The following is a 25,933-nucleotide window of genomic DNA, read 5'->3' on the forward strand; positions in this document are numbered from 1 at the left end:
AGGCCGGATAAGGCGTTCTCGCCGCATCCGGCAATGGTGACAAATGCCTGATGCGACGCTCGCGCGTCTTATCAGGCCTACTGATTCTTGCGCCATTCGCAGGCCGGATAAGGCGTTCTCGCCGCATCCGGCAATGGTGACAAATGCCTGATGCGACGCTCGCGCGTCTTATCAGGCCTACTGATTCTTGCGCCATTCGCAGGCCGGATAAGGCGTTCTCGCCGCATCCGGCAATGGTGACAAATGCCTGATGCGACGCTCACGCGTCTTATCAGGCCTACTGATTCTTGCGCCATTTGTAGGCCGGATAAGGCGTTCACGCCGCATCCGGCAATGGTGACAAATGCCTGATGCGACGCTCGCGCGTCTTATCAGGCCTACAGATTCTTGCGCCATTCGCAGGCCGGATAAGGCGTTCACGCCGCATCCGGCATAAACATGTAAGTCAAACGCCGTAACGTTCGCACCAGCCAAGAATGGCTTTCTCGAAGCAGGCGAATGGTGGATGCACAATGCCCGCGCCAATCATACCGACGCCTGCATCTTTATGAGCGATGGCGGTGTTGATCACCGGCAGAATGCCGCTGCTACCCACACGGGTGATGTCGATAGCCGATGGCACGCCCATAAAACCCAGCAGCGGAATGGTGACGTTAGGGTTTTCACCGAGGGTGATTTCACGCATCTGACGGGAGAAATCGATAGCCTCTTCCACCGTGCCGCCCACCAGCGCGACGATTGCAGGTGCGGTCGCCATAGCAAATCCACCAATGCCATAAGTTTCGGTAATAGCACTGTCTCCAATATCCAGCCCCGAATCTTCCGGCTTATAACCGGCAAACATCGGCCCGATGACCTGCTGCGCCGGGCCGGTAAACCATTGCCCCGGTAATCCGCTGACCCGCAGGCCGAACTCGACGCCGTTACGCGCCATCGTGGTCACTACGGTGCTGTATTCAATGCCGTGCGCCGCATCCATCGCCGCTTTACACATTGCCATCCACGTCGGGCCGGAGAAATAATCGCTGCTGGCGACAAACTCAAACACTTCGCGCTGTTGTTCGACGGAATAGCCTGCCTGAATAATCCCCGGCGTCAGCGCCTGAATCAGCAGAGTCGTCCCGGCGTTATTGCGGTTATGGCACTCATCGCCCATATGCAGCGCTTGCGCCAGCATTAAGCGCAGATCGATCTCACCGATAATTTTCATCGCGTCGCGCAGCATTGGCCCCTGCACATCACGCATCCAGTTGAGGCGGTCAATCACGCTCTGGTCGTTAGCGCCCATACGCAAAATCTTCGCCATCTGCTCGCTCATGTTGGTGTAAGCGATGTTGCCGTAGGTTTTGTTTTTCACGATGTGCATAAACATCGAGGCAGAGGTAACGCCCGCCATCGATCCCACACAGTCGTGTTCGTGGCACGGCGAGAAAGAGATCTCCCCGGAAGCCGCCAGTTCAGCCGCCTCATCGAGATCTTTCGCCAGCCCTTCAAACACCAGCGCACCGGTGACCGCACCTTTCATCGCGCCGCACATTTTTTCCCAGGTAACCGGCGGCCCGGCGTGAAGAATGGTTTTCGCCGTCATGCCCGGCACCACGTTAATCGCCTGATCAAAACCAATCAGCACCGGATGCGACTGGGTAATGCGCTCCAGCGCCTGCTGGTTAGCGGCAGCGATTTTGTCCGCCAGCGGCGAATCAGCAATGTTGTCCAGCGCCTGTACCACCTGCATATTGCCCTGCCCCGGCGGCGTCCAGTCTAGTTGGGTCACTTCTACATGCTGCTTTTTCAGATCATCGCTAAACATGGCGATGCCGACGTTAATAACGTTCAACGGTTGGCTAAACAGTGACTGGCTCATCAGGCTTCCTCCCCTTTGCAGATAAATTCACGCGCCAGCAATCCGGTATTGGTGCTGCTGCTGGCCAGAATTACCCCGGCATCAAGCAGCATCTGGCTTTGTTGTGCTAACGATGGCGTATCAAGATCGGTGCCCAGTACATAGGCGAGAATGATCAACTCACGGCCTTCGGCTGCAGCGATCGCTTTCGCTTCTTTGATCGCATCGAGGGTGGAGCCGACCGGATCTTCATGCGATCCAAATCCGAGCACGAAATCCATCACGATCACCGCCACTTCTGGATCGCGCGCTTCTTCGATCAAGCGACTGATACGGTTGGTCGGGTCAATCATCGGGTGCGGCTTGCCGTTGGTGAAGTCGTCATCGCCAAAGTCGAGGAAGGTGTGTTTGATGCTGCGGTTGATATCTTGCAGGCGGAATTCCGGATCGGGCTGGATGTTGCTATAAACATCGCCATGTTTTTCCATCACCGCGAACATGGTTTCGTCACACAGCGTGCCGCCGCAGAACAGTCCACGAATGTATTTCTGTTGTGGTTGCAGACGCGCACGGACATCAGCAATCAACGGCTGGTTCAAGGTATGCAGGTCGAGATGTTCTTGTTTCACGCCGGAGAGCATTACCGCTTTCAGCGCCGCCTCTTTGCTGCCGCGGGCAAACTGTAGCCCCTGCTCATCCGCTGGTGTTTCACCACGACCGAGGAAACAAACCACCACCGGCTTGCGGCAGGCGCGCGCGCGTTCCAGCACTTTGCGAGCCACCGCAGGCGCAGGCGGTTTGGAGATCAGCGCGATGATTTCAGTTTGCGGATCGTTTTCCAGCATTCCGATGGCATCGAGCATCATCAGACCGCCAATTTTCTCGCTCAGGTCGCGCCCACCGGTGCCGATCAGTTGCGAAACGCCGCCGCCAAATTCATGGATACGGACGCTCAGTTCCTGGCTGCCGGTGCCGGATGCACCAACAATACCGATGTTGCCGCGACGCACGGCGTTACCAAAACAGAGCGCCGCGCCGTTGATAATCGCCGTGCCGCAGTCCGGCCCCATCATCAGCAGCCCTTTTTCGTGAGCGAGTTGCTTGAGCGCCAGTTCATCTTCAATTGAGACGTTATCGGAGAACAGCATCACGTTGAGGTCGTTTTGCAGCGCCTGACGCGCTTCGCGCGCGGCAAACAGGCCATTGACAGAAATCACTGCCAGGTTACTTTCCGGGATATGCTTTTTGGCGCTGGCAAGGGTGGCGTAACGCGCCTCATGCGAGCCGCTTTGCGCTTTGCTGTTGAACAGTTCTTCAATCTCCGCCAGCAACTGCTCGTTGTCTGCGTCTGGTTTGCCGTTGATGACAATCATCAGGTCGCCGTTTTTGGCCTGTTCCAGCTCCGGCGTCAGCAGCCCTAAATTTTTCAACACGCCTTTGTTCATTTCGGTCGCCATCGCCACAAATGCCTGCTCGACGCCGTCGAGTTTATTTGCGCGCGTGGAGATGGACATCAGCGAGACAGAATCAAAATAGGTATTCGGTTTAATGACTATTTTAACTGACATAATTCCCTCCGTAGGTTTGGCTCAGCGCACAACCATCGGCCATGCCATACAGCATGTCGCAGCCGGAACTGGAGCCAATATGTTTAAGCTTTTCTATTGCCTGAGTTGAGTTCCCAGGGACGCTATAAATAATGTCGTAAATAAAATAATGAATATTTTCCCGACAACGTTGTTGCAATGCCGCTTCTAACGTTATGGCACTTAATAACGTAGTGTTATTTCTGCCGCATTGCAGGCCGCGATAAAATTCCCCTTTGTATTTTTCTGCCGGATGTCCGTAAATAAATAAAACAAGCGCCAGACCTGTTAAATAATCATCGGCTGAAGGTGTCAGACCAATCCCTAACCCCATCATGTTAGCGACCGCTGATGCGATATTTTGTTTATCGCTTAATGCCTGAATTACACGACGTCTTTTAATCTGTAATTCTTTATTTAACGCCTGATAAAACGGATTATCACCGCAATAATTAAACAGGGTTTCATTTTCCCCCAGATGCTGATGAATAATGTCGTGCCACTGTTGCCAGGCGATAAAGTGGAAATTCTCAGTGGTCAATTGCAGTACTGGAGACAGCCAACGCTGGCAACGACGCTTATCTATATGAATATGTTGACCAACCGTAATCCCGTGATCGTCAAACTGAACCTTATCGCCATGACGGAACAGACCATCAAAGTGAGTGAGTGCCAACCGACAACTGTTTGGCGCATTGTCGTACTCTTCACAAAGTAGCGTCAGCAACTGTTGGTGAGCCGGGAGTGCAATGTTTACCGCTCTGGCAAAGACCTGTTCAACCTGACCTTCTCCCCGCTGCGCCAGAAAATCCGCATCCGCAGTTAGCGCCCACACACACCGTCTTTCTGGTGTGTCGATAGCAAGCCTCCCGGTTTATGCGCCTGCGGCAATCAGCAACTGCGCAATCTCTTCAAAACCGCGTTCCCGCGCCAGTTCCAGCGGTGTTTTGCCATATTTATCCGTCAGATGCGGGCTGGCACCGTGTTCCAGTAATAACTGGACAATCGCCTGTTGTTTAATCCCGCCATCATTAAGCACAATCGCTTCCAGTAGCGGCGTCCAGCCAACATGATTGGTCTGGTTGACGTTAATATCCGTATGCGTCAAAAGCTCTTTCACAATACTTAAATGGCCTTTTTCACAGGCTGGCGTCAGGCCGACACCGCCAAAACGGGTGACGCAATTAAGATCGGGTTTAGCCGGTAAAATAATTCGTAGCAGCGTTAAATCATCGTTCAGGCAACTCATTAAAAAAGGATTTAAGCAGGTATGATCTTGTTTGTTAATATCTGCACCGGCATCAATTAACGCCTGCACACATGCATATTGCTGATATAAACTTGCCAGCGTAATTGCCGTTTTCCCCTGGCGATCGCAGGTATTAATATCGACACCCAGCGCAAGGCAGGTTTTTAATTTATCGATATCACCTTGTAGGGCAGCCAATAAATAGTCGGCAGGTAGATTTTTTATACTCATTCACATTCCCCTGGTTTTTGTGGCTGTTTTCGATGAATTGAGAATAGCAACGAAACTCAACCAAAAGAACCCGCTTAAATTTAATTCGTTGTATTCCGTCTTTTTGTTGAATGATGCTCAACAATCTTTTAGCAGTGTGCGCCAGTGCAATATTTATCTTTTTCTCCCCATACCCTTTCACTCAATCAGGTTTTATTTCTCTATAGTCTGCATATGTATTAACAGCTTCCGTCCACGTCTAACCAGAGGAGAACAAGATGAACGGACTCACTGCAACGGGTATTACCGTCGGTATTTGTGCAGGGCTTTGGCAGTTAGTGTCTTCACATGTCGGGCTTTCTCAAGGATGGGATTTATTAGGAACAACAGGCTTCGTCGCCTTTTGCAGTTTTTATGCCGCAGGCGGCGGTAAATCGGGGTTTATCAAGAGTCTGGCAGTCAATTATTCCGGGATGGTGTGGGCATTTTTCGCTGCACTGGCTTCCGGCTGGCTGGCCTCTGTGAGTGGGCTTTCCGGATTCTGGGCAAGCGTGATTACCACCATTCCCTTCTCGGCGGTGGTGGTCTGGCAAGGGCGTTTCTGGTTACTGTCATTCATTCCCGGTGGATTTCTTGGCATGACGCTGTTTTTTGCCAGCGGGATGAACTGGACAGTAACGCTACTGGGTTTTCTGGCGGGTAATTGCGTGGGGATAATTTCAGAATATAGCGGACAAAAATTAAGCGAAGCGACAACCAAAAGCGGCGGGTGTTAAAAGTTATTCAAAAATGATTATCTATCTTTAATAGATACCTCTACAGTCATGGCTGGAGAAATTCATATTAGAAAATGGCGGGAATGGTTTAATGAACTCAATTTTTACCGAAGAAAATCTGCTGGCGTTTACTACCGCTGCACGTTTTGGCAGCTTCAGTAAAGCCGCAGAAGAGTTGGGTTTAACGACTTCCGCCATTAGCTACACCATCAAGCGAATGGAAACGGGGTTAGATGTGGTGCTGTTTACCCGCAACACCCGCAGCATTGAGCTAACGGAATCCGGGCGCTATTTTTTCCGCAAGGCCACCGACCTGCTGAATGATTTTCACGCTATTAAACGCAGTATCGATACTATTTCGCAAGGCATAGAAGCGCGGGTACGCATTTGTATTAATCAGCTACTTTATACACCCAAACACACCGCACGCTTATTGCAGGTACTGAAAAAGCAATTTCCCACCTGCCAGATTACCGTCACCACCGAAGTGTATAACGGTGTCTGGGACGCGATTATCAATAACCAGGCGAATATCGCCATTGGCGCGCCCGATACGCTACTGGACGGTGGCGGTATTGATTACACCGAGATTGGTGCGATTCGCTGGGCCTTTGCCATCGCCCCGGCTCATCCGTTAGCCTTCATGCCGGAGCCAATCGCTGAAAGTCAGTTACGTCTCTATCCCAATATCATGGTGGAAGACACCGCACATACGATTAATAAAAAAGTGGGCTGGTTGCTACACGGTCAGGAATCGATTCTGGTGCCAGATTTCAACACCAAATGTCAGTGCCAGATTCTGGGCGAAGGGATTGGTTTTTTGCCGGATTACATGGTTCGCGAAGCGATGGCGCAATCACTGCTGGTTACCCGCCAAATTCATAACCCGCGCCAGGATTCGCGCATGTTACTGGCAACCCAGCACTCCGCAACGGGTCAGGTGACGCAGTGGATTAAAAAACAATTTGCGCCAAATGGCATATTAACAAGGATCTATCAGGATTTACTGCATCGGGAGAATTAATACCCGGCACTCTCCCGATGCACTCTGAACTGCGGCTTATATCAACCACCCGCTTTCATTACCCATTCAGAGATAAATTTATCACCCGGTACTGGCGGGGAGAACAAATAGCCCTGCAAAAAGTGAACGCCTTTGCCGATCATTAAATCCGCCTGCTCCTGAGTTTCAACCCCTTCCGCCACAATATTAAGACCAGGCTTACGTGCCAGTTCGACAATATTATCCACAATATGGCCGGAGATTTCGTCCACACTGGCCATTTGCACAAACGACTTATCGATCTTAATAAAATCGACCGGGAACGCCTGCAAGTAACGATAGGTCGCATAACCAGTACCAAAATCGTCCAGAGCAAATGTGATGTTATGGCGATGCAGGCTGTCAAAAATCGCTCTGGCTTCTGGCGTTACCGGAATTGGGTTACGTTCCGTCAACTCGAGAACCAGTTTGATTTTATCGTTGCCTAATTTCTTAACCAGGTTCAGACACTCCTTTTCAAACCCGGATGCCAGGAAACAACCCGCGGACACGTTAATACCAATATGGAAATTATCCGGCAGCAAATGTTTTACTGGTGCCAGAATATCCGCGGTTTGTTTCATCAACTGACGGGTCATTATCACAATCAAGCCGGATGATTCCGCCAGAGGAATAAACTGATCCGGAGGAATAATTCCCGTTTGCGGATGCTCCCAGCGAACCAGCACTTCACAGCCAGTCAGTACCCCTGTCTGTGCGCAGAAAACAGGTTGGATCCACGGTTTGAATTCATGGTTTTCCAGCGCCAGACTGATTGCCTCAGGTGTGACAATATGGTGATAGTGGTTGTCAGAGATATATCTGTGACTGTTATTACCACTGGCGGATATGATCTCCGGATTGTACTGGAAGAAAATATCGCGCCAGAAAGTAATATCGCTTTGGATCCCCAGTTTCTCAAAGAGCTGTTTCTTTTGATGTGAAATTGTCTTTGCGCTGCGATTTCTATATTGTGATATTTCTGTAACCGACATCCCCTGCATCAGCAGCTTGAGTAGCAGTCGCTCTTTCTCGGATACGTTACCGGGCAATGACAAATGAACCGTTGTACCGAACTCTTGCAGAAAAACACGAAAATCACATGAATCCATGAACACACCTTTTATCTTTTATCGCTGTTCAGTATGAGTTACTACTGGTGGATTCCCGAGCACGCATAAGGGGTAACCATAAACATCAACAATGCCGTATCGATAACAACAAACATCACTATCAATCAGTTTATCGTTACCTCTAATGTTTGCTCAATAATGTTTACGCTAAATACCTCAGAAATGTAATCACAAGTGAATCTCAGTAGATAATAACGCAAGTTTAATATTAAAAGCCAACAATCTCAGTCACGCATTTGGGGTACTATAGAAGTAGTTCGACTATTTCTATATTTATAATTTACCACTAAGTACTGACCTTCATTCACGAGCGAAGGCGCATTATATGAATTTAACAATCCAAATCAACTTAAAATATCCCAACTGATATGAACATGGCGTCAACATCCGATTACAAAATGAGTAAAGATGTGTCTTAAACACACAAATTATTCATACTATGCACATACTTTCATAGCATCAACTTTAAGGCTGAATCCATTCAGCTTATATTGAAATATTAATAAGAGATTAAGAATAAATAATATTTAAAACATCCAATAAAATATCATACACAGACAATTAAACCTTAATTAACATGCAGTTACAATAATTCTGACGCATTAACTCCACACGCCTTGTATGAATAACCCCCCAATTGGAATATGTAATTACAATTACCTCAAATAAGAATAAACTTATTGAACAATGGTTTCGGCCCGGTGGTGATTTTGGGCATCAATGTTTCTTTTTATGTTTTTATTATTCACTGTCTGGCAGACCATCAGTCTAAACTAATGGCTTCGCTGTATAGATATAACCTCTGCGAGAGGATACACGATTATCTACAACGGTGATGATACGCTAAAGGTATAAGAAAGTGCGCCATATACAGGACATGGCGCAGACTTGTGTCCCACTGTGTAAATCGGTAATAGCGGTATAGTCGCTGTCTTTCTTGCTACTGAATAGCAGAATGGCTATCAATATTTCTCTCAGCAATCCTCAATAATCAGGTATACCGCTTTCACCGGGCCATGAACCCCAACGACTTTGATAAGCTCAATGTCCGCTGTTGAACTGGGGCCACTGATGATGTTAATGCAGGATGGCATACGTTCACCGGCCTGCGCTTTCTGATGCAATTTTTCTGCAAGTTGTGCCACTCGCGGCAAGATGGTGCTTTTACGCAGAATAAAAATAGAGGACTCCGGTAGCAGGCTCAACGAACGCCCGCGCTCGGCAGCGGAAAAAAGTACCACGCCTCCCGACTCTGTTAAGCCATATTCAGCATACACAACGCCAACTTTCGCCTGCTCCGCCTGAGAGATATTCTCTACACCTTTCGCCGGGTCCCAAACAATGGCATTGCATTCCTGCTGTAAACGTTCGCTGATCCCCAGTTCCTCCAGTCGCGAGTCACCGCTAATCACAACAGACTGATCTCCCAACTCTTTACACAGGCGTAATGCGGCTTCTGCAGCCTGCGCCTCGCTGGTCAGTTCACAACGCGTCAACATGACATCGCTGGCAAACTGGATGAACGCATCACAGCGCTGCTGCTGATTAAGTTCAGTAAGCCGCTCGTTAGCATAGTTGTTAAGCGGCACATCTTCTGCTTGCGGTTCGAGTCGCAACGGGCGCCCCAGAGCCTGAGCAATGTTGTTCAAAAATTCGCTACGATTATCCATTCTTTTTCTCCTGCGCCTGATGTTTCTTAAACCAGCTACGGAAACTCTCGCCGTCAGCTTCAGGAAGATCGCGTGCTTCCATCCAGTCACTAATCGCGCCAATCCTGAGCGGTGTTTTGCCGCCATTGATAAACCAGCTCGCCGCATGAGCGCCTGCCATCATTCCGACTTTCCACAATCCCGGATGACTATTGGCATAAGCGAACATTTTTATCGCTCGTTGCTCTGCTTTTGCTGTGATCCCTTTTTCAGCCATCACCCGACGATGACGCAAAATCAGTTTCGACAGAGGAATACGTACCGGACAAACGCTGTCACAGGCTGTACATAAAGAACAGGCGTAGGGGAGACCTTTAAAATCTTTATAGCCGCCAAGCAGTGGCGAAATCACTGCGCCGATTGGCCCTGGGTAAATAGAACCATATCCGTGGCCGCCAATATGGCGATATGCCGGACAAGTATTCATACAGGCCCCGCAGCGAATACAACGCAGCACATCCCGAAATTCAGAGGCCAGCACCTCAGAGCGCCCGTTGTCGACAATAACCAGATGAAACTCTTCAGGGCCATCAACGTGTCCGGCTTCGCGCGGCCCTGTCAGCCAGGTGTTGTATCCCGTCAAACGCGCGCCAACAGCACTGCGCGCCAGCATGGTAATCAATACATCAACCTCGGCAAAAGTGGGGGTAATACGCTCCATCCCCATTACCGCAATGTGCGTTTTAGGTAACGTGGTACACATCCGCGCATTGCCTTCATTGGTCACCAGGCATACCGAACCCGTCTCTGCCACCGCGAAATTACAGCCGGTAATACCGATTTCAGCACTGAGGAAATCTTCGCGGATTTTTTGCCGGATGAATAAGGTCATTGCTTCAGGCGTTTCCGGGCCGTCATAGCCCAGGCATTCATGTAGCACCCGGCGGATCTGGTGGCGATCTTTATGGATAGCCGGAACCACGACATGAGATGGCGGATCTTGATCCAACTGGAGAATATATTCACCCAAATCAGTTTCAATCACCTGAATGCCCGCATCCTGCAACACATGGTTGACACCAATCTCTTCGGTCACCATTGATTTGGACTTCACCACCTTCCGCGCGTTTTTACGTTGGGCAACCTGTAAAATATAGCGGGTAGCGTCTTCTTTGGTTTTTGCGAAATAGACGTGGCCGCCGTTTTGCGTCACTTTTTCTGAGAGCTGGTACAGATAAGCGTCAAGATTACTCAGAACATGATCACGAATCTGGGCGGCACGATCACGCCACTCCTCCCAGTGCCCTAATTCATCAACCATTTTTTGCCGATTTGCACCAATACGCTGCTGCGCGTTTGCCACCGCTTTGCGCATGATCGGATCTTCAATTTGCTGACGGATGCGTGTTTTAAATTCTGTATTACTGGTTTTGATCGACATCTTTATATCCTCAGCGACTCATCAGCACTTCAGCAATATGCATCACTTTGACTTTCTGCCCTTCCCGTTGTAACCGCCCACTAATGTTAAGCAGGCAACTCACGTCAGCACCAATGAGATACTCAGGACGAACCTCCATCAGATGTGAAACCTTTTCTTTCACCATCTCGCCGGATATTTCGGCCATTTTGACCGAGAATGTGCCGCCAAATCCGCAGCAGGTGTCCTGTTCGGCAAAGGGCAACAACTCCAGCCCGCGCACATTTTTCAGGAGCGTAAGTGGCTCATCCTTCACCCCCAACTTACGGGCCAGACTGCAAGACGGGTGATACACAGCCCTCCCTTGCAAGCTGGCTCCTACATCAACTACCCCTAATTTATTAACAATAAAAGAGGTGAGATCCTGCATACGCGCAGCGACCTTTTCGGCACGTAATGCCCATTCAGGCTCCTCAGCCAGATAGGTCGGGTAACTTTTTACGGCATAGGTGCAGGAACCGGCAGGAGAAATAATGGGATCGTCGTTTTCCTCCAGTGCGGCGATCAGATTTTTCATCCCTGGAATCGCTTCTTTGATATAACCACTATTGATCGCTGGCTGACCGCAGCATCCCTGTTTCTCCGGGAAATTTACGTGACAGCCGAGCTTTTCCAGTAGCAACACGGAGTCTCGTGCCATCCTTGATTTCAGTGCATCACCAATACAGGTAACAAAGAAATTTACATTCACAACCAATACTCCATTACTTCATTTCTGTTTATGCCCAATGGCAACCACCCCTTATGGGTTATCAATCATCAACAAAAATAGGGGCTCTTTTTTAATCAGGTAGCAAAATACAATTTCAAACTCATTTGTATGACAAAACAAATAATCCGTCATTCAATTCCGGGATGCAATAACTAATTTTATTTCTTTCGGCATCGCTCACATTTTTATAATGACACACACTATCAACACGGGATCATGAATTTGATTTAAGAAGGCAATAAAGTTCATAACCATGAACTCCAATACCTATTTTGAGCTACTCATTTTGGGGCTGTAAAAATATACACTCATTGTTTTATACGTCGAGTAATCAACAATAAACATACAATCATCAACAGCCATAATTTTATTTTACTGAAGCGATTCAGTTTGCATTTTTTATTTTTACAATGAGATAGCCTTCTTCGGAAAAATATATAAACAAGGTCAAGCAATATAGTTGGAAATAGAAATGCACGGATATTTAATGTTTGCTATAGCACTCTCACCTTTGCTCCTTATGGTATTTCTGATTCTGAAACTGAAGATGCCTATCCATTATTCAGTTTTGATATCACTGGCATTCACTGCTGTTTTATCTGTCCTGTTCTGGGACATGCCAGTACAAAATCTTAAAGCCTCCGTGAGTTATGGCGCACTCAAAGGGTTATGGCCGATAGTAATTGTGATCCTCGGCGCGATATTCAGTTATAACGTGATGCAGGCAACCAAAGCGCTGGATATTCTCCGCGATATTCTCGCCAGTATTAGCGAAGATAAGCGTATCCAGGTACTCCTTATTTCGTGGTGTTTTGGTGGTTTTCTTGAAGCTGCCGCCGGTTACGGTACAGCGGTCGCAATCCCTATCGGCATCCTCATCGCGCTGGGATTCAACCCACTGAAAGCCGCAATTGCTTCACTGGTTGCTAATACCGTACCTACAGCGTTTGGGGCAGTGGGTATTCCGGTTTCGATTCTGGCCGAACAGGTTAACCTGTCGGTTTACACCTTAGGTGGCACAATTATTCTGCAATTGGCGATTTTTAATCTCCTGCTGCCCTTTGTCATTATTGGTATTATTGGCGGCGGTGTGAAAGCAATTCGCGGCGTATTCCTTATCACGCTGCTATGTGGCATTGCGACACTTGTTCCGCAGTATTTTGTTGCCATACATCTCGGTGCCGAATTACCCGCTTTTGCTGGCAGCCTGGTTAGCCTTTTCACTGTCGCAATTGCCAGCCGTTTACGCAAAAGAGACGTAGATCCCGAGTGGCGTATTGAAGCCAGCCATACCCGTAAAATGGCACCACGCTCAGTAAAGGTGCTGTTTCGGGTCGGCTCTATTTACCTGTTCATTTTTATCTTTATTCTGCTGTGCTCACCGTTATTCCCAACGATAAAGGCGGCAGCATCTCAGTTATCTTCAGCACTGCATTTTTCACTGGTCGATGGAGGAACATTGGTGTTAAAAATCGAATGGCTCACGACGCCAGGAATGCTGATTATCTTTGCGACTATTCTCGGCGGTTTTATTCAGGGGGCTTCAGCACGCGGTATGCTGGAAGTTTTTGTCAAAACCGTGCTCCAACTTAAAAATTCTATTATTGCAATTATGGCTATTGTCGCTATGGCAACAGTTATGGATCTCAGCGGCATTATTTCTACGCTGGCACAGTCAATTGTCGACCTCACAGGAAGTTCATATGTCTTCCTCGCCCCGGTCATTGGTGCTCTGGGTACTTTCGTCACTGGTAGCGACACTAACTCGAATATTTTGTTTGGCAAACTGCAAACTATTGCAGCCAGTAAGTTACATATCGATCCCAACTGGCTGGCGGCGGCAAATACCTCCGGTGCAACGGGAGGAAAAATGATTTCGCCACAAAGTATCGCCATTGCCGTTTCAGCCACGAAAATGGAAGGACAGGCTAATCAAATAATGTCTGGCACCATGAAATATTGCTGTGCCTACATCGCGATACTTGGCTTAAAAGTTGGCCTCTTTTATTTCTGGTTTATGCGATAATATGCTTTTATATTTGTCAGAACACAAATAAAGGCTAAGTAACAGAAATCTTATCTCCAGAATGCCAGGATGTTCTTTATATCCTCCAGAACATCCTGCTGTTTTCCTCCACTACGCTAAGTATGACAGACTCTATTTTTATGCCCGGTAATCTTATTCATACTTAGCTTACAAGATAACCTCCTGAAGTTGTCTGACTCTTTCCCGATATTCTCCCGGAGTACAAGCAAACTCGCGGACAAAAGCCTTGTGAAAAGATGATTCACTGGCATAGCCTACCGACTCAGCAATCACCACAACAGGGAGCGTTTCCCGGGAAAACATCTGGGCCGCTATTTGTAGGCGTAACTTTGTTAATACAGCCAGTGGCGTAGTTCCGGAAACATCACGGAAAAGTTGGGCAAAACTTGCCCTGGACATGTGAGCGATGCTGGCCAGTGATTCGACGGTCCAGGCGTGTCCGGGCATTTCCAGCATTTGCTGGATCACCGCACCAAGACGCGGATGCAGTAGCAAACTGAGAATGTTTTTCTCTGTATTAGCCTGTGCAATCCATTCACGTACCGCGAGTGTAAATAGTGTCGCGCAGACCTGGCTACACAGTGCATCCGCTCCCGGCATTGCCGATCTGGATTCCTGTTGTAAAAAAGGAATCGCTTCCCTCAGCCAGTGAAATTCCACACTGTCGCTTTCCGGTGCCAAAACCAGCACTTCCGGCAAAGAGGTTAAAAAATAACGCGCCGAACGTTGCAGTCGAAGAGTGCCGCAGACAATACAGGTCGATTCATTTTCGACGTGACTCAGGCGATGCGCTGAATTGTGTGGTAACAGAACCACACTCCCAGAGCGTAACGTAAAGGTCTGCCCCGTCGGTATTTCCAGTTTCGCCGCACCTTGTGTTAGCGCATGCCAACGAATAACCGACAGTTCTCCTGCGCCATGTGGAAGCTGCCAGTCGCTTCCTAACTCGCAATTTTTATCGATCGTTCCTTGTGGAGCGTTAAGCATCAACAAACGGCTAAGGGCATCCATATCAGACTCCTGAGTAGTTATTGATTACAGACAGCAGCAATCTTATATAAGCATTAATCTAATATTATCAATTAGTTAATCATCATCGTCATATTGTGACCCTGATTAAAAAACAACAAACACCAGACGATAAGACAAAATTTTAAGCGTTGTGAAGAAATATTATTTTTGCCTTTACGTCTATAGTCATTATGTCAAATGAATACGTTTCGACAGGAAATTATCATGAATAAATATCAGGCAGTTATTATTGGTTTTGGTAAGGCAGGAAAAACATTAGCCGTCACGCTGGCTAAAGCGGGTTGGCGTGTGGCCCTCATCGAACAATCGAACGCAATGTATGGCGGGACTTGTATTAATATCGGCTGCATCCCGACCAAGACGTTGGTTCATGATGCACAACAGCACGTAGATTTTGCCAGTGCCATGCAGCGTAAAGATAAGGTCGTCAGTTTATTACGCGATAAGAATTTCCATAATCTTGCAGATATGACCAATATCGACGTGATCGACGGACAAGCGGAGTTTATCGATAACCATATTCTGCGCATTCATCGACCTGAGGGAAATCTGGAGATTAGTGGCGAGAAAATTTTTATTAATACCGGTGCGCAAACCGTGATTCCGCCAATTCCCGGAATAACCACAACGCCTGGCGTCTATGACAGTACCGGATTACTGAATCTGAAGGAATTACCCGAGCATTTAGGTATTTTGGGCGGGGGATATATTGGCGTTGAGTTCGCCTCTATGTTCGCCAATTTTGGCAGTAAGGTTACTATTTTCGAAGCCGCGCCTCTGTTTTTGCCTCGTGAGGATCGGGATATTGCTGATAATATCGCGACTATTTTACGCGAACAGGGCGTCGATATTATCCTCAATGCCCATGTGGAGCGAATCAGCCACGATGAAAATAAAGTGCAAGTGCATACCGGGCACGCCCAACTGGCGGTGAATGCATTGTTAATAGCTTCCGGCCGTCAACCGGCTACTGCTTCGTTAAAGCCAGGAAATGCCGGTGTCGCGGTAAACGAGCGCGGAGCAATTGTCGTTGACAAGCAATTACATACCACAGCGGACAATATTTGGGCGATGGGAGATGTTACCGGCGGGCTACAGTTTACCTATATTTCACTGGATGACTTCCGCATCGTGCGCGATGAGTTACTGGGAGAAGGCAAACGTAGCACAGACGATCGGAAAAATGTGCCTTATTCCGTATTCATGACTCCACCGCTGTCCCGGGTTGGTATAACGGAAGAGCAGGCCAGGGAAAGCGGCGCGGATATTCAGGTGGCAACATTACCTGTAACAGCAATTCCGCGCGCCAGAGTGATGAACGATACCCGTGGGGTATTAAAAGCGATTGTCGATAATAAAACCCAACGCATATTAGGGGCATCACTGCTGTGTGTTGATTCCCACGAGATGATCAATATAGTGAAAATGGTGATGGATGCCGGACTGCCTTATAGCGTATTACGCGATCAGATTTTTACTCACCCGTCGATGAGCGAATCGCTCAATGATCTATTTTCATTAGTCAAATAACCCAAAAATCAGACGCCAGGACAAATATTCTGGCGTCTCAGAGAAAAGCATTTTATTAGCTTTTGCTTATTCTATAACTTCTTAATCACTTCATTGATGGTATTTTATATGTTTAAAAAAACTGTTTTATTTGCAACGCTATTATCTGGCGTTATGGCTTTTTCCACCAATGCAGATGACAAAATAGTTCTGAAACATGTCAGCGTCTCGTCAATATCAGCCTCACCAACAGTTCTGGAGGATGCCATTGCCGATATTGCCAGAAAATACGATGCTTCATCATGGAAAGTCACCTCAATGCGAATTGATAATAACTCAACCGCAACGGCAGTATTGTATAAATAAGGATGTTTACAATGGAAAAATACCTGCACCTGTTAAGTCGGGGGGATAAAGTTGGCCTGACATTGATTCGACTGAGCATTGCGATTGTTTTTATGTGGATTGGGTTATTAAAGTTTGTCCCTTACGAGGCAGACAGCATTACACCATTCGTCGCGAACAGTCCGTTAATGTCGTTCTTCTATGAACATCCGGAAGACTATAAACAGTATCTGACTCACGAAGGCGAATACAAGCCAGAAGCCCGGGCATGGCAAATTACCAATAATACCTATGGTTTTTCCAATGGCCTTGGCGTCGTGGAGGTGATGATTGCGCTACTGGTTTTGGCTAACCCTGTTAACCGGTGGTTGGGTTTATTGGGAGGACTGATGTCATTTGCCACACCTCTGGTAACACTCTCATTTTTAATCACCACACCTGAAGCCTGGGTGCCCGCACTGGGGGATGCTCATCATGGTTTTCCTTATTTATCCGGTGCCGGTCGTCTGGTGTTGAAGGATACCCTGATGCTGGCTGGCGCAGTCATGATAATGGCCGATTCAGCACGGGATATCCTCAACCAACGAAGTCATGAATCATGTTCAGATTTTAAAGTTTAAATTCTTATAATCAGAACAGAATTTGTTTCTCATTATTCAGGCGTCGGTCTTCTCTTTGTACAGGCGAGGCTGACGCTATTTTGATGCTCAATGTTTCTTTGTTGAGTATATAAACTTCCTGATATAAAGCATCGACATTATTCACATTAGCCTGTATTGGAAAATTCAGTACCTGTGTCCTTATTCCCAGCGACGAAAGTGCGCGAATGCTCCCCAGCCTGCTGGAGAGCATCGGAGGTTAATTAAATATTCTTATCAAAGAAAACGTCTAATTTTTGCGTCGCCTGGTCAACGTATTCAGGCACCCAATATGTCTCAATATGGGTAGCGCCATCGATCAGGAAGAGTTCTTTGTTTTTCGTACCTGTGGCTTTAGCGAATGCATCTTCAGTCATGTACAACGTATCCGCTTTTGTACCGGCAATCATCAGCAGTGGTTGATTGATGAGATTGATATGGTCTGTCACGTCAAAGCTCATCAGATCCAGCAAACTGCTTGTGGTGTATTTAAACGTTGAATTTGGATGTGCGTGCGTTTTCCAGTAATACTCGTAGCCCTGTCGGTACAAAGCAAATGGCAATTTAGCGATCTGTTCATCAGTCAGGTTGGCATCACCGGAGTAAAGCACTTCACCTCCGGCTGCTTCCTGAGCGCGTGCGTCAGAAGCCTGCTGGAGCCGCTGCTGGATAGTATCCAACTGTGAATTCTGAAAACCATTACGCCGCACAAGACCTGAATTAAACATGCTAATGGTGGCAATCGATTTGAAGCGTTTATCCGTCTCAGCGGCAACAAGTGAATAGCCGCCTCCTCCACAAATCCCCAGCAAGCCAATACGGGTGCTATCAACACCGGGATACTGACTGATGAAGTCAGCCATGCCGTGGATATCTTCAATACGATTTGCGGGCTTGTCTACGTTACGCGGCAGACCTCCACTGGCCCCCTGATAAGCAGCATCGGCGGCGATGGTAATATATCCGTGTTCTGCCAGGCGTTGGGCATATAATCCGGCAACCTGCTCTTTTACGCCACCATTAGGGTGAGCCACCACGATTGCCGGATATTTTTTCGCAGGATCATAGTTAGCCGGTGTATACACATTTGCTGCAATTTGAATGCCATGGAGATCATATTTCACCGGATGGATATTGACCTTACCTGCGACATTCTCGGTGATAGCCCCGTCATAAACGAGAGTAAATGGGTTCTTTTTGTAATCTGCTGCATTGGCTGAGGTGATACCGACTACCGCCGTCATCAGCATTGCACTTAAAAGAGTCAATTTCATGGTTTCTCCCGATAAAAATGCGTGTTCATAAGGCAAGCGAGATGGAACATTCAGACACAGGGTAGAGAGAAAAAACTGTCAGCATCATGACCGCTAAATAACATTTTTGTCAGGAAACGCCCCTGACAATCGCGTTTTCTGTTGTCGGTGGTTGAAATGAGAGAACGCAGCCCCTTTCCCTGACCTGATTTATGAATCAGGCTGATTAACCCTATCGGTAAAGCTCTCTCAAATGCACATAAATATGTTGCTATACTCAACCTGACTTAAGCGGTTGTGATATACCCCGTATAAAATAAGTCACTTATAACAGTTCAACAAATAAAATTCACAGCTTCCGGGTTAATAATTATTATATATACCATGGCAAGGATATTAATATGGCGACACTTGAGCAACTTATCATTTTCTTTCTTCTTATTGGCGTTGGCGTTATAGCTCGTAAAGTGGGAGTCATTACACCAGGAAGCACTCCCCAACTCACATCTCTTGTTTTTAACTTTGCGATGCCAGCCATTATACTTTCCGGAATAACCACTGACCAACCACATATTTCCGGAAAAGAACTTTCCATCGTGCTTGCATCTGCATTTACTGCGCTTATTTTACTGATTATTTGCAGCCGTATACTGGCAAGAGTTTTACGATATGAAAGAGAATATCATGGTGTGGTTACTGTTATGACAACATTTACCAATATTTCCATGATGGGGATCCCAATGATATATTCATTGTATGGCGCTGAAGCCATGATTTATATCACTGTGTTTTTACTCCCATATAACTTATTATTCTTTTCATATGGCTATTACTGCATGAAAGACCAGAGTGGAAATGCTGAAGCGCTTAGCTTGAGAAATATGTTAAACGTCATCAACCCAGGGATTATTGCCTGTATCCTTGCTTTGATTTTATATATTTCAAATATACACATTCCTTACGTCATTGCACAACCAATCAAAATGCTGGGCGCAATAACTGGCCCGGTTTCAATGCTACTGATTGGCTCATTCCTGTTAGACATCGAATGGAAATCTGTTTTTAAGGATGTAAAAGTATGGGTATTCACTTTTTTTAAAATGGTCATTATTCCGCTTGTCATTATATTAATAATGAAGTTATTCATTACAAATGGGCTATTACTGGGTGTCCTGCTGGCTGCGGTAGCGACACCGGCTGGTGCCGGAACTCCCTTATTAGCTCAGATGTTAAATAAAAAAGTTTATCCGTTAGCTCTTAAAGGTGCAACGTTAACCACACTGGTGTCACTTATTACGATGCCTCTCGTAGCAATGATGACAGGTATTGGATAATACCTGGAGCACTATTTGAAGCCATAATAAAATATCAGAGATAATATATGAGCCATAAAACTTCCTTCAAAAAAACGGTCGGTAATGTTTTGTTGTCCGGACTGATATTTTCTGTTTCTGGTTGCGCAATGCACAACATTCAGAGCCAAAGTGCAGAACCGCATATTGTATTACAAACCCAGGGAAGCTTTACTGTAGGTGGTACAACGGTAAAACATTCAGGCACATTTTCAGAACAAAATTTTCTGTCTCCTGATGGTCAGACAGCTTATGGCGATCATGCTTACGTCTTCTACCAAATTCCGGTAAATACACATAAATATCCTCTGGTCTTCCAGCATGGCGGGGCACAAACCAAAAGAACATGGGAAAGTACACCAGATGGACGAGATGGATTCCAGAATATTTTCCTGAAAAAAAACTATAGTGTTTATCTCGTTGACCAACCCCGTATGGGTGAAGCCGGTTTATCAACCAAAGATGATACGGGTAAAAATCCCTGGGCGGGCAATCCTATGTATGCCGACAAGACATTTTTTCTGTTGTCCCGTGTTGGCAATGAACAGGGCGTATTTAAAAATTCGCAGTTTCCTGACAATCCTGAAAGTATTGAAGCATTCCAGCGTTCCTGGAATCCCTACTCAGGAGAACTTGATAATGAGCTGAATGCGAAAACACTTGCTCAGTTATTTGAAAAAATTGGCCAGGGTATTTTAATCACTCACTCGATGGGCGGCACTATTGGCTGGAGAACCCCCTTTTATACCGACAATGTAAAAGCTATTGTTGCTTATGAGCCAGGTGGAACACCATTTATCTTCCCGAAAAATGAGATGCCATCCCCGGTGAAAACCACATTTGCCCCCTTGAGCGCTTCCGCGATGGGAGTTCCCATGAACGAGTTTCTCAAACTCACGCGGATCCCAATCGTTATTTATTATGGCGATTTTATTGCTGAAAAACCGGATACGGCCGTTGGCCCGGATAAATGGAGAAGTGAATATGAAATGGCAAAGCAATTTGTTATGACCATCAACCGTCACGGTGGAGATGCTACCCTTGTCCATCTCCCTGATATTGGCATCAAAGGCAATTCTCATTTCCTGATGGCGGAAAAGAATAATCAGGAGATTGCCGGGATAATGGCATCGTGGTTACACGATAAAGGACTCGATAAATAAACCAGTGCCCTAAAATCATTAATGGAGCGGGATAAATATTATGCGCCTTTTACTTATAGAAGATGAAGAGAAAACCTCGACATATATCAGCCGTGCATTAAAAGAATCAGGGTTCATCGTTGATATTTCTGCCAATGGCGCTGAAGGGCTTCATTATGCGCTGGAATTAGACTACGACGCGATAATTCTTGATGTGATGCTACCCGGAATGGATGGTTATCAGGTGCTGGAAGGCGTCCGGATCAGGAAACAGACCCCCGTGCTGATGCTGTCAGCACGGGGATCGGTCGACGAACGCGTCAAAGGGCTGCGTCTGGGAGCAGATGATTATCTCCCTAAGCCCTTTTCACTCATTGAATTGGTGGCGCGTATTCAGGCGTTGGTGCGTCGCCGCCCTACGGATGGCGCAGACATCACTCAGCTTCATATTCAGGATCTGCATCTCGACTTACTGGCGCGCAGAGTATTTCGCGGAGGAACGAGACTGGAACTAACCGCGAAAGAGTTTTCCCTGTTGAGTTTGCTCGCTCGCCATCAAGGGGAGATCCTGTCAAAGATGATGATTGCCGAACAAGTCTGGGACATGAATTTTGATAGTGATGCCAATGTGGTTGAAGTCGCTATTAAACGTTTACGCGCCAAAGTTGATGCTCCATTCGACGTTAAGTTGCTTCATACCGTTCGCGGCATGGGGTATGTCCTCGAAGTCCGGCCTGAGTAAATAAAGGGGATAAGCATGCTCAAGCGTTCCATCTCTGTCCACCTGGCGCTGATGTTTGCCTTATCCGCGCTGCTGATTGTTTCCGTTATTGGCATCCTGCTCAGAAGCTCTTTGCATGATTCCTTACAAAAACAGATGCACAACGAACTGTTGTTCAGGGAATCATTAATGAGTCCGTGGATCACCGCTCGAACCTCAGCCGACGGTTGGTCCACGCTTGCCAATAAATTCACCGTATTAGCCAGTTCCGAAGGTGAGCGCGTGCGCTACTGGATAGTCAGCGATAACCCGCGTTTCAGCGTGGGAGGAATACCGCCAGTGGGAGTTCAGTGGTCTTCTTTGCGGGAGGGATTTAATAAAGTACCCGGCGCATCAGAGGGCGCATGCTCGCTGTTTCTGTTAGTGAAAACGATCCCGGCAAACGGTGAAAGACCTGAGTTACGTTATGTGGTCGCCATTGACTCCACGCCGTACATGGGCACGCTCAATGCCTTTACGCGGACACTGTTGATCATTACTGCTCTGGGCGTAGCGATCGTCGCCCTGCTGGGCTACGTTGTTTCAAAGATTGGCCTGCGTCCGGTGGGAATGCTCAGTAAGCAGGCGCAACATCTCGCACCAGGGGATCATAGTCAGCGACTGGATGCCAGAGCCTTGCCCGAAGAGTTGCAGCAACTGGCCTCATCATTTAATGGCGTGCTGGAGCGCCAGGAAATCGCCTGGCGGCAACTTGAAAGTTTTAATGCTGATGTTGCTCATGAACTTCGCACGCCGCTGACTAACCTGATTGGCCAAACGCAACTGGGGCTATCACGCCGACGATCTTATGAAGAACTGGAAGAATTATTGGGCTCGAATCTGGAAGAGCTTGAACGTATGACGTCTATTGTCAATGACATGCTGTTCCTGTCTCATGCCCACGCGGGGGAACATGCGTCTCAGCTTAAACAAGTCTCCTTGCGAGAAGAAACCCTTAAGACAGCAGAATATGTCGAGCCTTCTTTTACAGAAAAACAGCTTTCGCTGGATGTTGAAGGCGATGTCACTGCGCTTATCGATCGGCGGCTGTTCCACCGCTCACTGGCCAATTTACTGGAAAATAGCGCAAGACATTCCCCCTCCAATAGCACGATTACCGTGCGGTTAAGCGAAAGAGATAATCAGGCCTGTGTTGAAGTTTCCAATCCGGGCGATCCGATAGCACCTGAGCACTTACACCGGCTTTTTGAGCGGTTTTATCGCATCGACACCTCCCGGGCAAGAAGTGATGCCCATCATGGGTTGGGTCTGTCGATTGTGCGCGCCGTCGCTATTATGCACCGGGGAGATGCCTTTGCCCGTAGTGAAGGTGGCATCAATACATTTGGCCTCACCTTTGCGATGCAAGCAAATAAAACAGCGGGCAATTCGCCTTCAGGCACTGAGTCTGGTGCAGCGTTAACTGACAAAATTGTCAGGGAGGCGTCAGCCTGACGACATGTCACGCTGATTAGTATCATTGCATCCCCTCCATCATCGTAGATAAGGACGCTTTGCATGATCAGACAGTTACGTTATCTCGGGTTACTACTGCCACTCTTCACCGCTTCATCCTGGGCAGTGGAGCAAAATTCCGCTGTCCATATTGCTCCCGCCGGAAGCCAGAATGCGGTGTACGGATCAGCGGAGAACTTTACCGGTCGTGTCCGGGTTGATCCGCTGTTCAACGCAGACAACGACATCCGTGTTTCCGCGGCTTATGTCACCTTTGAACCAGGCGCTCGCTCCGCCTGGCATACTCATCCGGCTGGTCAGCGGCTGATTGTGACCGCTGGTGTTGGACTCACCCAACAAGAAGGCCAGCCGGTACAGGTGATCCGTGCTGGCGATGTTGTCTCTTGCCCGGCGGGCGTCAAACACTGGCATGGCGCAGCCCCCGGTAGCGCGATGACACATCTGGCAATAACCGGCGTGGTGGATGGCAAAAGCGTTAACTGGAAGGAGTTAGTGACAGATGAACAATACCACGCCCATTAAGATATTAACGGCAGCGGTACTGCTAATCTTTGGTTTTGCGCTTACCGCAAATGCTGCGCTCATCAATAAAGGAGCTACCAAAATGAATCATGAATACACGGTTTCAGATACGCTTTCAGCTCGCCAGCAGGCCATCCCGTTGATTGCTGCCTCAATGGCCAGCAGTCAGATGGATAAGCTGAATGCAGCACTTAATCAGGGACTTGATGCAGGACTCACGATAAACGAAGCTAAAGAAATTCTCATCCAGCTCTATGCCTATACCGGATTCCCCCGCAGCCTGAATGCTCTGAATGAGCTGATGAAAGTCGTCGAAGCACGTAAACAACGTGGCATCGAAGACATTGAAGGTAAAGAGCCAATCGCCCCGGTTCCCGTCGGGGATGAGCTTCGCCGTGTCGGTATCGCAAACCAGACTAAAATCGCAGGAGCGCCTGTCCAGGGGCCACTGTTTGATTTTGCGCCCACGATAAATCAATTCCTGCAAACGCATCTGTTCGGGGACATTTTCGCCCGCGATAACCTCGACTGGCAAAGCCGTGAACTGGCAACAGTTGGCGCATTAGCAGCCACGCCAGGCATTGAAGCCCAATTGTTGTCACATACGCGAGCAAGCATGAGAGTTGGCCTGACAGCAGCGCAGTTACGGCAGTTGGCACAGGTTCTGCGTGAACATGGTGACCATGATGCGGCCACAAGAGCTGAAGAGGCACTGCAAAAAGCGATTGAAAGCAAATAGAGAAGGTCGCCATGCAGACTGGCCCCCTGATCAGAGAACATATGTGATTCATCATCCGCATTCATGAATCTGCCAAATAAAGGCAATCAAGGGGGCAAAATAATTAACGCTGGTAACTCAGATATGATTGAACGGCAACCATAACAGAGGATGTAATCTTGAAAACTGTCTTAAAAACGCTGGCTATCTGCATGATGGCAGGAGGTCTGGCGGCGCAGTCGGTCTCTGCCGAACCATTGGTCATTCAGGAACAAGGAAGCTTTTCTGCCGGGGGCACCATCATCACCGCGCCAGGAACATTTGATGCGAAAAAGCCGCTGGACTCGGCGGGGCAAACTTATCATGGCGATCATGCGTCAGTGTTCTACCAAATCCCGGAGAATCCGCATAAATATCCCATCGTTATGCTACACGGCGCAGGTCAATCTTCCCGTACCTGGGAAAGTACGCCGGATGGTCGTGAAGGATTCCAGAACATATTCCTGCGTCGCGGATTCTCCACGTATATTGTCGATCAGCCGCGTCGGGGTGATGCCGGACGTACCACTGTAGAAAGTACGGTTACACCAAAACCCGATGAGCAGATGTGGTTTAACCAGTTTCGTGTTGGCGTGTGGCCAGCGTATTTTAAAGGCGTCCAGTTTTCCCACGACAAAGAGGCACTGAATCAGTATTTCCGCCAGATGACCCCGAATACAGGGCCGTTTGATGTCAATGTCATCTCTGATGCGATGTCTGCCGTAGTAGATAAATCAGGTCCGGCAATCCTCTTCACTCACTCTCAGGGTGGTGGTCCAGGCTGGTATACCGCGATAAAAAACAACAAGGTAAAAGCCATTGTCGCCTTCGAGCCAGGAAGTGGCTTTGTGTTCCCGGAAAAAGAACTCCCCCCCCCTATGCCAAGTGCGTTCGACACGCTGAAGGGTGAACCAGTGCCAATGGAGCAGTTTATGGCGCTGACTAAAATCCCGATTCTGATTATTTACGGCGATAACATACCGGATAAGCCTGTAGCCATGCCCGCGCAGGACAGTTGGCGAGTACGCCTGGCAATGGCGCGTACGTGGCGTGACGTGGTTAACAAGCATGGTGGGGATGTGACGGTGACGCATCTGCCTGAAGTAGGGATAAAAGGTAATACCCACTTCCCGTTCTCTGACCTGAATAATGTGCAAATCGCTGATTTGGTCAGTAAATTCATTCATGACAAAAAACTTGATTAATTAAGCAAAGGGGGCTGACTCGCGCTCCCTTTATGTTGGGACTTCCCATATTCCGTCACATCAGGATACAAACTGATACTCTTTCCTTTCCGCAATGAGAGGCACGAAAGAATCTTCATGATTTGATGGCATTCATCGTTGTTGCGCGTAAAAGGAGTTTCACCAGAGCAGCGGTTCAATTTTGTGATTTATTGGTAAATATAAAGAATCGCTGC

23 protein-coding genes are annotated in these 25,933 nt (G+C 47.7%); 13 read left to right on the top strand and 10 right to left on the bottom strand.

The annotated features are described in order from the left end of the window. Positions 1–445 precede the first annotated feature (445 nt). From C0K55_RS16600 to C0K55_RS16615, 4 genes are read right to left on the bottom strand one after another with little or no spacing between them, the layout of a single operon-like run. Entirely contained in the window at positions 446–1,864 is a 1,419-nt protein-coding gene (locus C0K55_RS16600; protein ID WP_105266704.1) for a DUF1116 domain-containing protein, read from the bottom strand. Next, positions 1,864–3,411 carry an acyl-CoA synthetase FdrA gene (gene fdrA / locus C0K55_RS16605; protein ID WP_105266705.1) on the bottom strand — a complete coding sequence of 516 codons (1,548 nt, stop codon included), beginning with the start codon at positions 3,409–3,411 and terminating at the stop codon, positions 1,864–1,866. The genes C0K55_RS16600 and fdrA overlap by 1 nt, the downstream gene beginning before the upstream one ends. Then, positions 3,401–4,264 (bottom strand): DUF2877 domain-containing protein, encoded by an 864-nt coding sequence (locus C0K55_RS16610; protein ID WP_105266706.1) that lies wholly within the window; start codon positions 4,262–4,264, stop codon positions 3,401–3,403. Before C0K55_RS16610 ends, fdrA begins: the two co-directional genes overlap by 11 nt. Before the next feature lie 39 nt (positions 4,265–4,303). Continuing rightward, entirely contained in the window at positions 4,304–4,909 is a 606-nt protein-coding gene (locus C0K55_RS16615; protein ID WP_000023625.1) for an ankyrin repeat domain-containing protein, read from the bottom strand. A gap of 257 nt (positions 4,910–5,166) precedes the next feature. Here C0K55_RS16615 and C0K55_RS16625 point away from each other — a divergent pair, with 257 nt between their 5' ends. Next, positions 5,167–5,664 (top strand): DUF1097 domain-containing protein, encoded by a 498-nt coding sequence (locus C0K55_RS16625; protein ID WP_001515819.1) that lies wholly within the window; start codon positions 5,167–5,169, stop codon positions 5,662–5,664. A gap of 91 nt (positions 5,665–5,755) precedes the next feature. Then, positions 5,756–6,688 carry a LysR substrate-binding domain-containing protein gene (locus tag C0K55_RS16630; protein ID WP_001084382.1) on the top strand — a complete coding sequence of 311 codons (933 nt, stop codon included), beginning with the start codon at positions 5,756–5,758 and terminating at the stop codon, positions 6,686–6,688. A gap of 41 nt (positions 6,689–6,729) precedes the next feature. Here the strand turns inward: C0K55_RS16630 and pdeL are convergent, their stop codons facing one another. The 4 genes from pdeL to C0K55_RS16650 form a co-directional block, all read right to left on the bottom strand. Continuing rightward, positions 6,730–7,818, bottom strand: a complete 1,089-nt coding sequence (gene pdeL, locus C0K55_RS16635) for a DNA-binding transcriptional activator/c-di-GMP phosphodiesterase PdeL (RefSeq protein WP_010377096.1) — start codon at positions 7,816–7,818, stop codon at positions 6,730–6,732. Positions 7,819–8,813: 995 nt separating this feature from the next. Then, positions 8,814–9,509 (bottom strand): LutC/YkgG family protein, encoded by a 696-nt coding sequence (locus tag C0K55_RS16640; protein ID WP_000370394.1) that lies wholly within the window; start codon positions 9,507–9,509, stop codon positions 8,814–8,816. Further along, complete coding sequence (locus C0K55_RS16645; RefSeq protein ID WP_105266707.1) at positions 9,502–10,929, bottom strand: LutB/LldF family L-lactate oxidation iron-sulfur protein; 1,428 nt, start codon at positions 10,927–10,929, stop codon at positions 9,502–9,504. The genes C0K55_RS16640 and C0K55_RS16645 overlap by 8 nt, the downstream gene beginning before the upstream one ends. A gap of 10 nt (positions 10,930–10,939) precedes the next feature. Next, positions 10,940–11,659 (bottom strand): (Fe-S)-binding protein, encoded by a 720-nt coding sequence (locus tag C0K55_RS16650; protein WP_001102096.1) that lies wholly within the window; start codon positions 11,657–11,659, stop codon positions 10,940–10,942. 493 nt (positions 11,660–12,152) lie between these two features. Here C0K55_RS16650 and C0K55_RS16655 point away from each other — a divergent pair, with 493 nt between their 5' ends. Then, positions 12,153–13,706, top strand: coding sequence for an L-lactate permease (locus C0K55_RS16655; protein WP_105266708.1), 1,554 nt, complete (start codon positions 12,153–12,155; stop codon positions 13,704–13,706). Positions 13,707–13,874: 168 nt separating this feature from the next. Here C0K55_RS16655 and rclR read toward each other — a convergent pair whose 3' ends face one another. Beyond that, the gene (rclR, locus tag C0K55_RS16660; RefSeq protein WP_000339576.1) at positions 13,875–14,738 is read right to left on the bottom strand and encodes a reactive chlorine-specific transcriptional regulator RclR; all 864 of its coding nucleotides are present in this window, start codon (positions 14,736–14,738) and stop codon (positions 13,875–13,877) included. 225 nt (positions 14,739–14,963) lie between these two features. Here rclR and rclA point away from each other — a divergent pair, with 225 nt between their 5' ends. From rclA to rclC, 3 genes are all read left to right on the top strand, one after another. Then, entirely contained in the window at positions 14,964–16,289 is a 1,326-nt protein-coding gene (gene rclA / locus C0K55_RS16665) for a reactive chlorine resistance oxidoreductase RclA (RefSeq protein WP_105266709.1), read from the top strand. Between the two features lie 108 nt (positions 16,290–16,397). After that, on the top strand, positions 16,398–16,634 hold the full coding sequence (gene rclB, locus C0K55_RS16670; RefSeq protein WP_000475158.1) for a reactive chlorine resistance periplasmic protein RclB: 237 nt from the start codon (positions 16,398–16,400) through the stop codon (positions 16,632–16,634). An 11-nt stretch (positions 16,635–16,645) separates the two neighbouring features. Then, complete coding sequence (gene rclC / locus C0K55_RS16675) at positions 16,646–17,233, top strand: reactive chlorine resistance membrane protein RclC (protein WP_016248385.1); 588 nt, start codon at positions 16,646–16,648, stop codon at positions 17,231–17,233. A gap of 242 nt (positions 17,234–17,475) precedes the next feature. Here rclC and C0K55_RS16680 read toward each other — a convergent pair whose 3' ends face one another. Then, positions 17,476–18,501 carry an alpha/beta hydrolase gene (locus C0K55_RS16680; RefSeq protein WP_390886980.1) on the bottom strand — a complete coding sequence of 342 codons (1,026 nt, stop codon included), beginning with the start codon at positions 18,499–18,501 and terminating at the stop codon, positions 17,476–17,478. A gap of 404 nt (positions 18,502–18,905) precedes the next feature. On the opposite strand from C0K55_RS16680, the gene C0K55_RS16685 reads away from it, so the two are divergent. From C0K55_RS16685 to C0K55_RS16715, 7 genes are all read left to right on the top strand, one after another. After that, the gene (locus C0K55_RS16685; protein ID WP_105266711.1) at positions 18,906–19,838 is read left to right on the top strand and encodes an AEC family transporter; all 933 of its coding nucleotides are present in this window, start codon (positions 18,906–18,908) and stop codon (positions 19,836–19,838) included. A gap of 47 nt (positions 19,839–19,885) precedes the next feature. Continuing rightward, entirely contained in the window at positions 19,886–21,019 is a 1,134-nt protein-coding gene (locus C0K55_RS16690) for an alpha/beta hydrolase (RefSeq protein WP_072041614.1), read from the top strand. Between the two features lie 40 nt (positions 21,020–21,059). Then, a complete protein-coding gene (locus tag C0K55_RS16695) occupies positions 21,060–21,740 on the top strand; it encodes a heavy metal response regulator transcription factor (protein WP_105266712.1) in 681 nt (226 codons plus the stop codon). 15 nt (positions 21,741–21,755) lie between these two features. Then, positions 21,756–23,213 carry a heavy metal sensor histidine kinase gene (locus tag C0K55_RS16700; RefSeq protein WP_105266713.1) on the top strand — a complete coding sequence of 486 codons (1,458 nt, stop codon included), beginning with the start codon at positions 21,756–21,758 and terminating at the stop codon, positions 23,211–23,213. Positions 23,214–23,276: 63 nt separating this feature from the next. Continuing rightward, positions 23,277–23,756, top strand: coding sequence for a (R)-mandelonitrile lyase (locus C0K55_RS16705; protein WP_001515808.1), 480 nt, complete (start codon positions 23,277–23,279; stop codon positions 23,754–23,756). Further along, positions 23,734–24,495 (top strand): carboxymuconolactone decarboxylase family protein, encoded by a 762-nt coding sequence (locus C0K55_RS16710; RefSeq protein ID WP_105266714.1) that lies wholly within the window; start codon positions 23,734–23,736, stop codon positions 24,493–24,495. The genes C0K55_RS16705 and C0K55_RS16710 overlap by 23 nt, the downstream gene beginning before the upstream one ends. Positions 24,496–24,653: 158 nt before the next feature. Continuing rightward, complete coding sequence (locus tag C0K55_RS16715) at positions 24,654–25,718, top strand: alpha/beta hydrolase (RefSeq protein WP_000859697.1); 1,065 nt, start codon at positions 24,654–24,656, stop codon at positions 25,716–25,718. The last annotated feature ends 215 nt before the right edge of the window (positions 25,719–25,933 follow it).

Source organism: Escherichia sp. MOD1-EC6098, assembly GCF_002965865.1.
GTDB lineage: Bacteria > Pseudomonadota > Gammaproteobacteria > Enterobacterales > Enterobacteriaceae > Escherichia > Escherichia marmotae.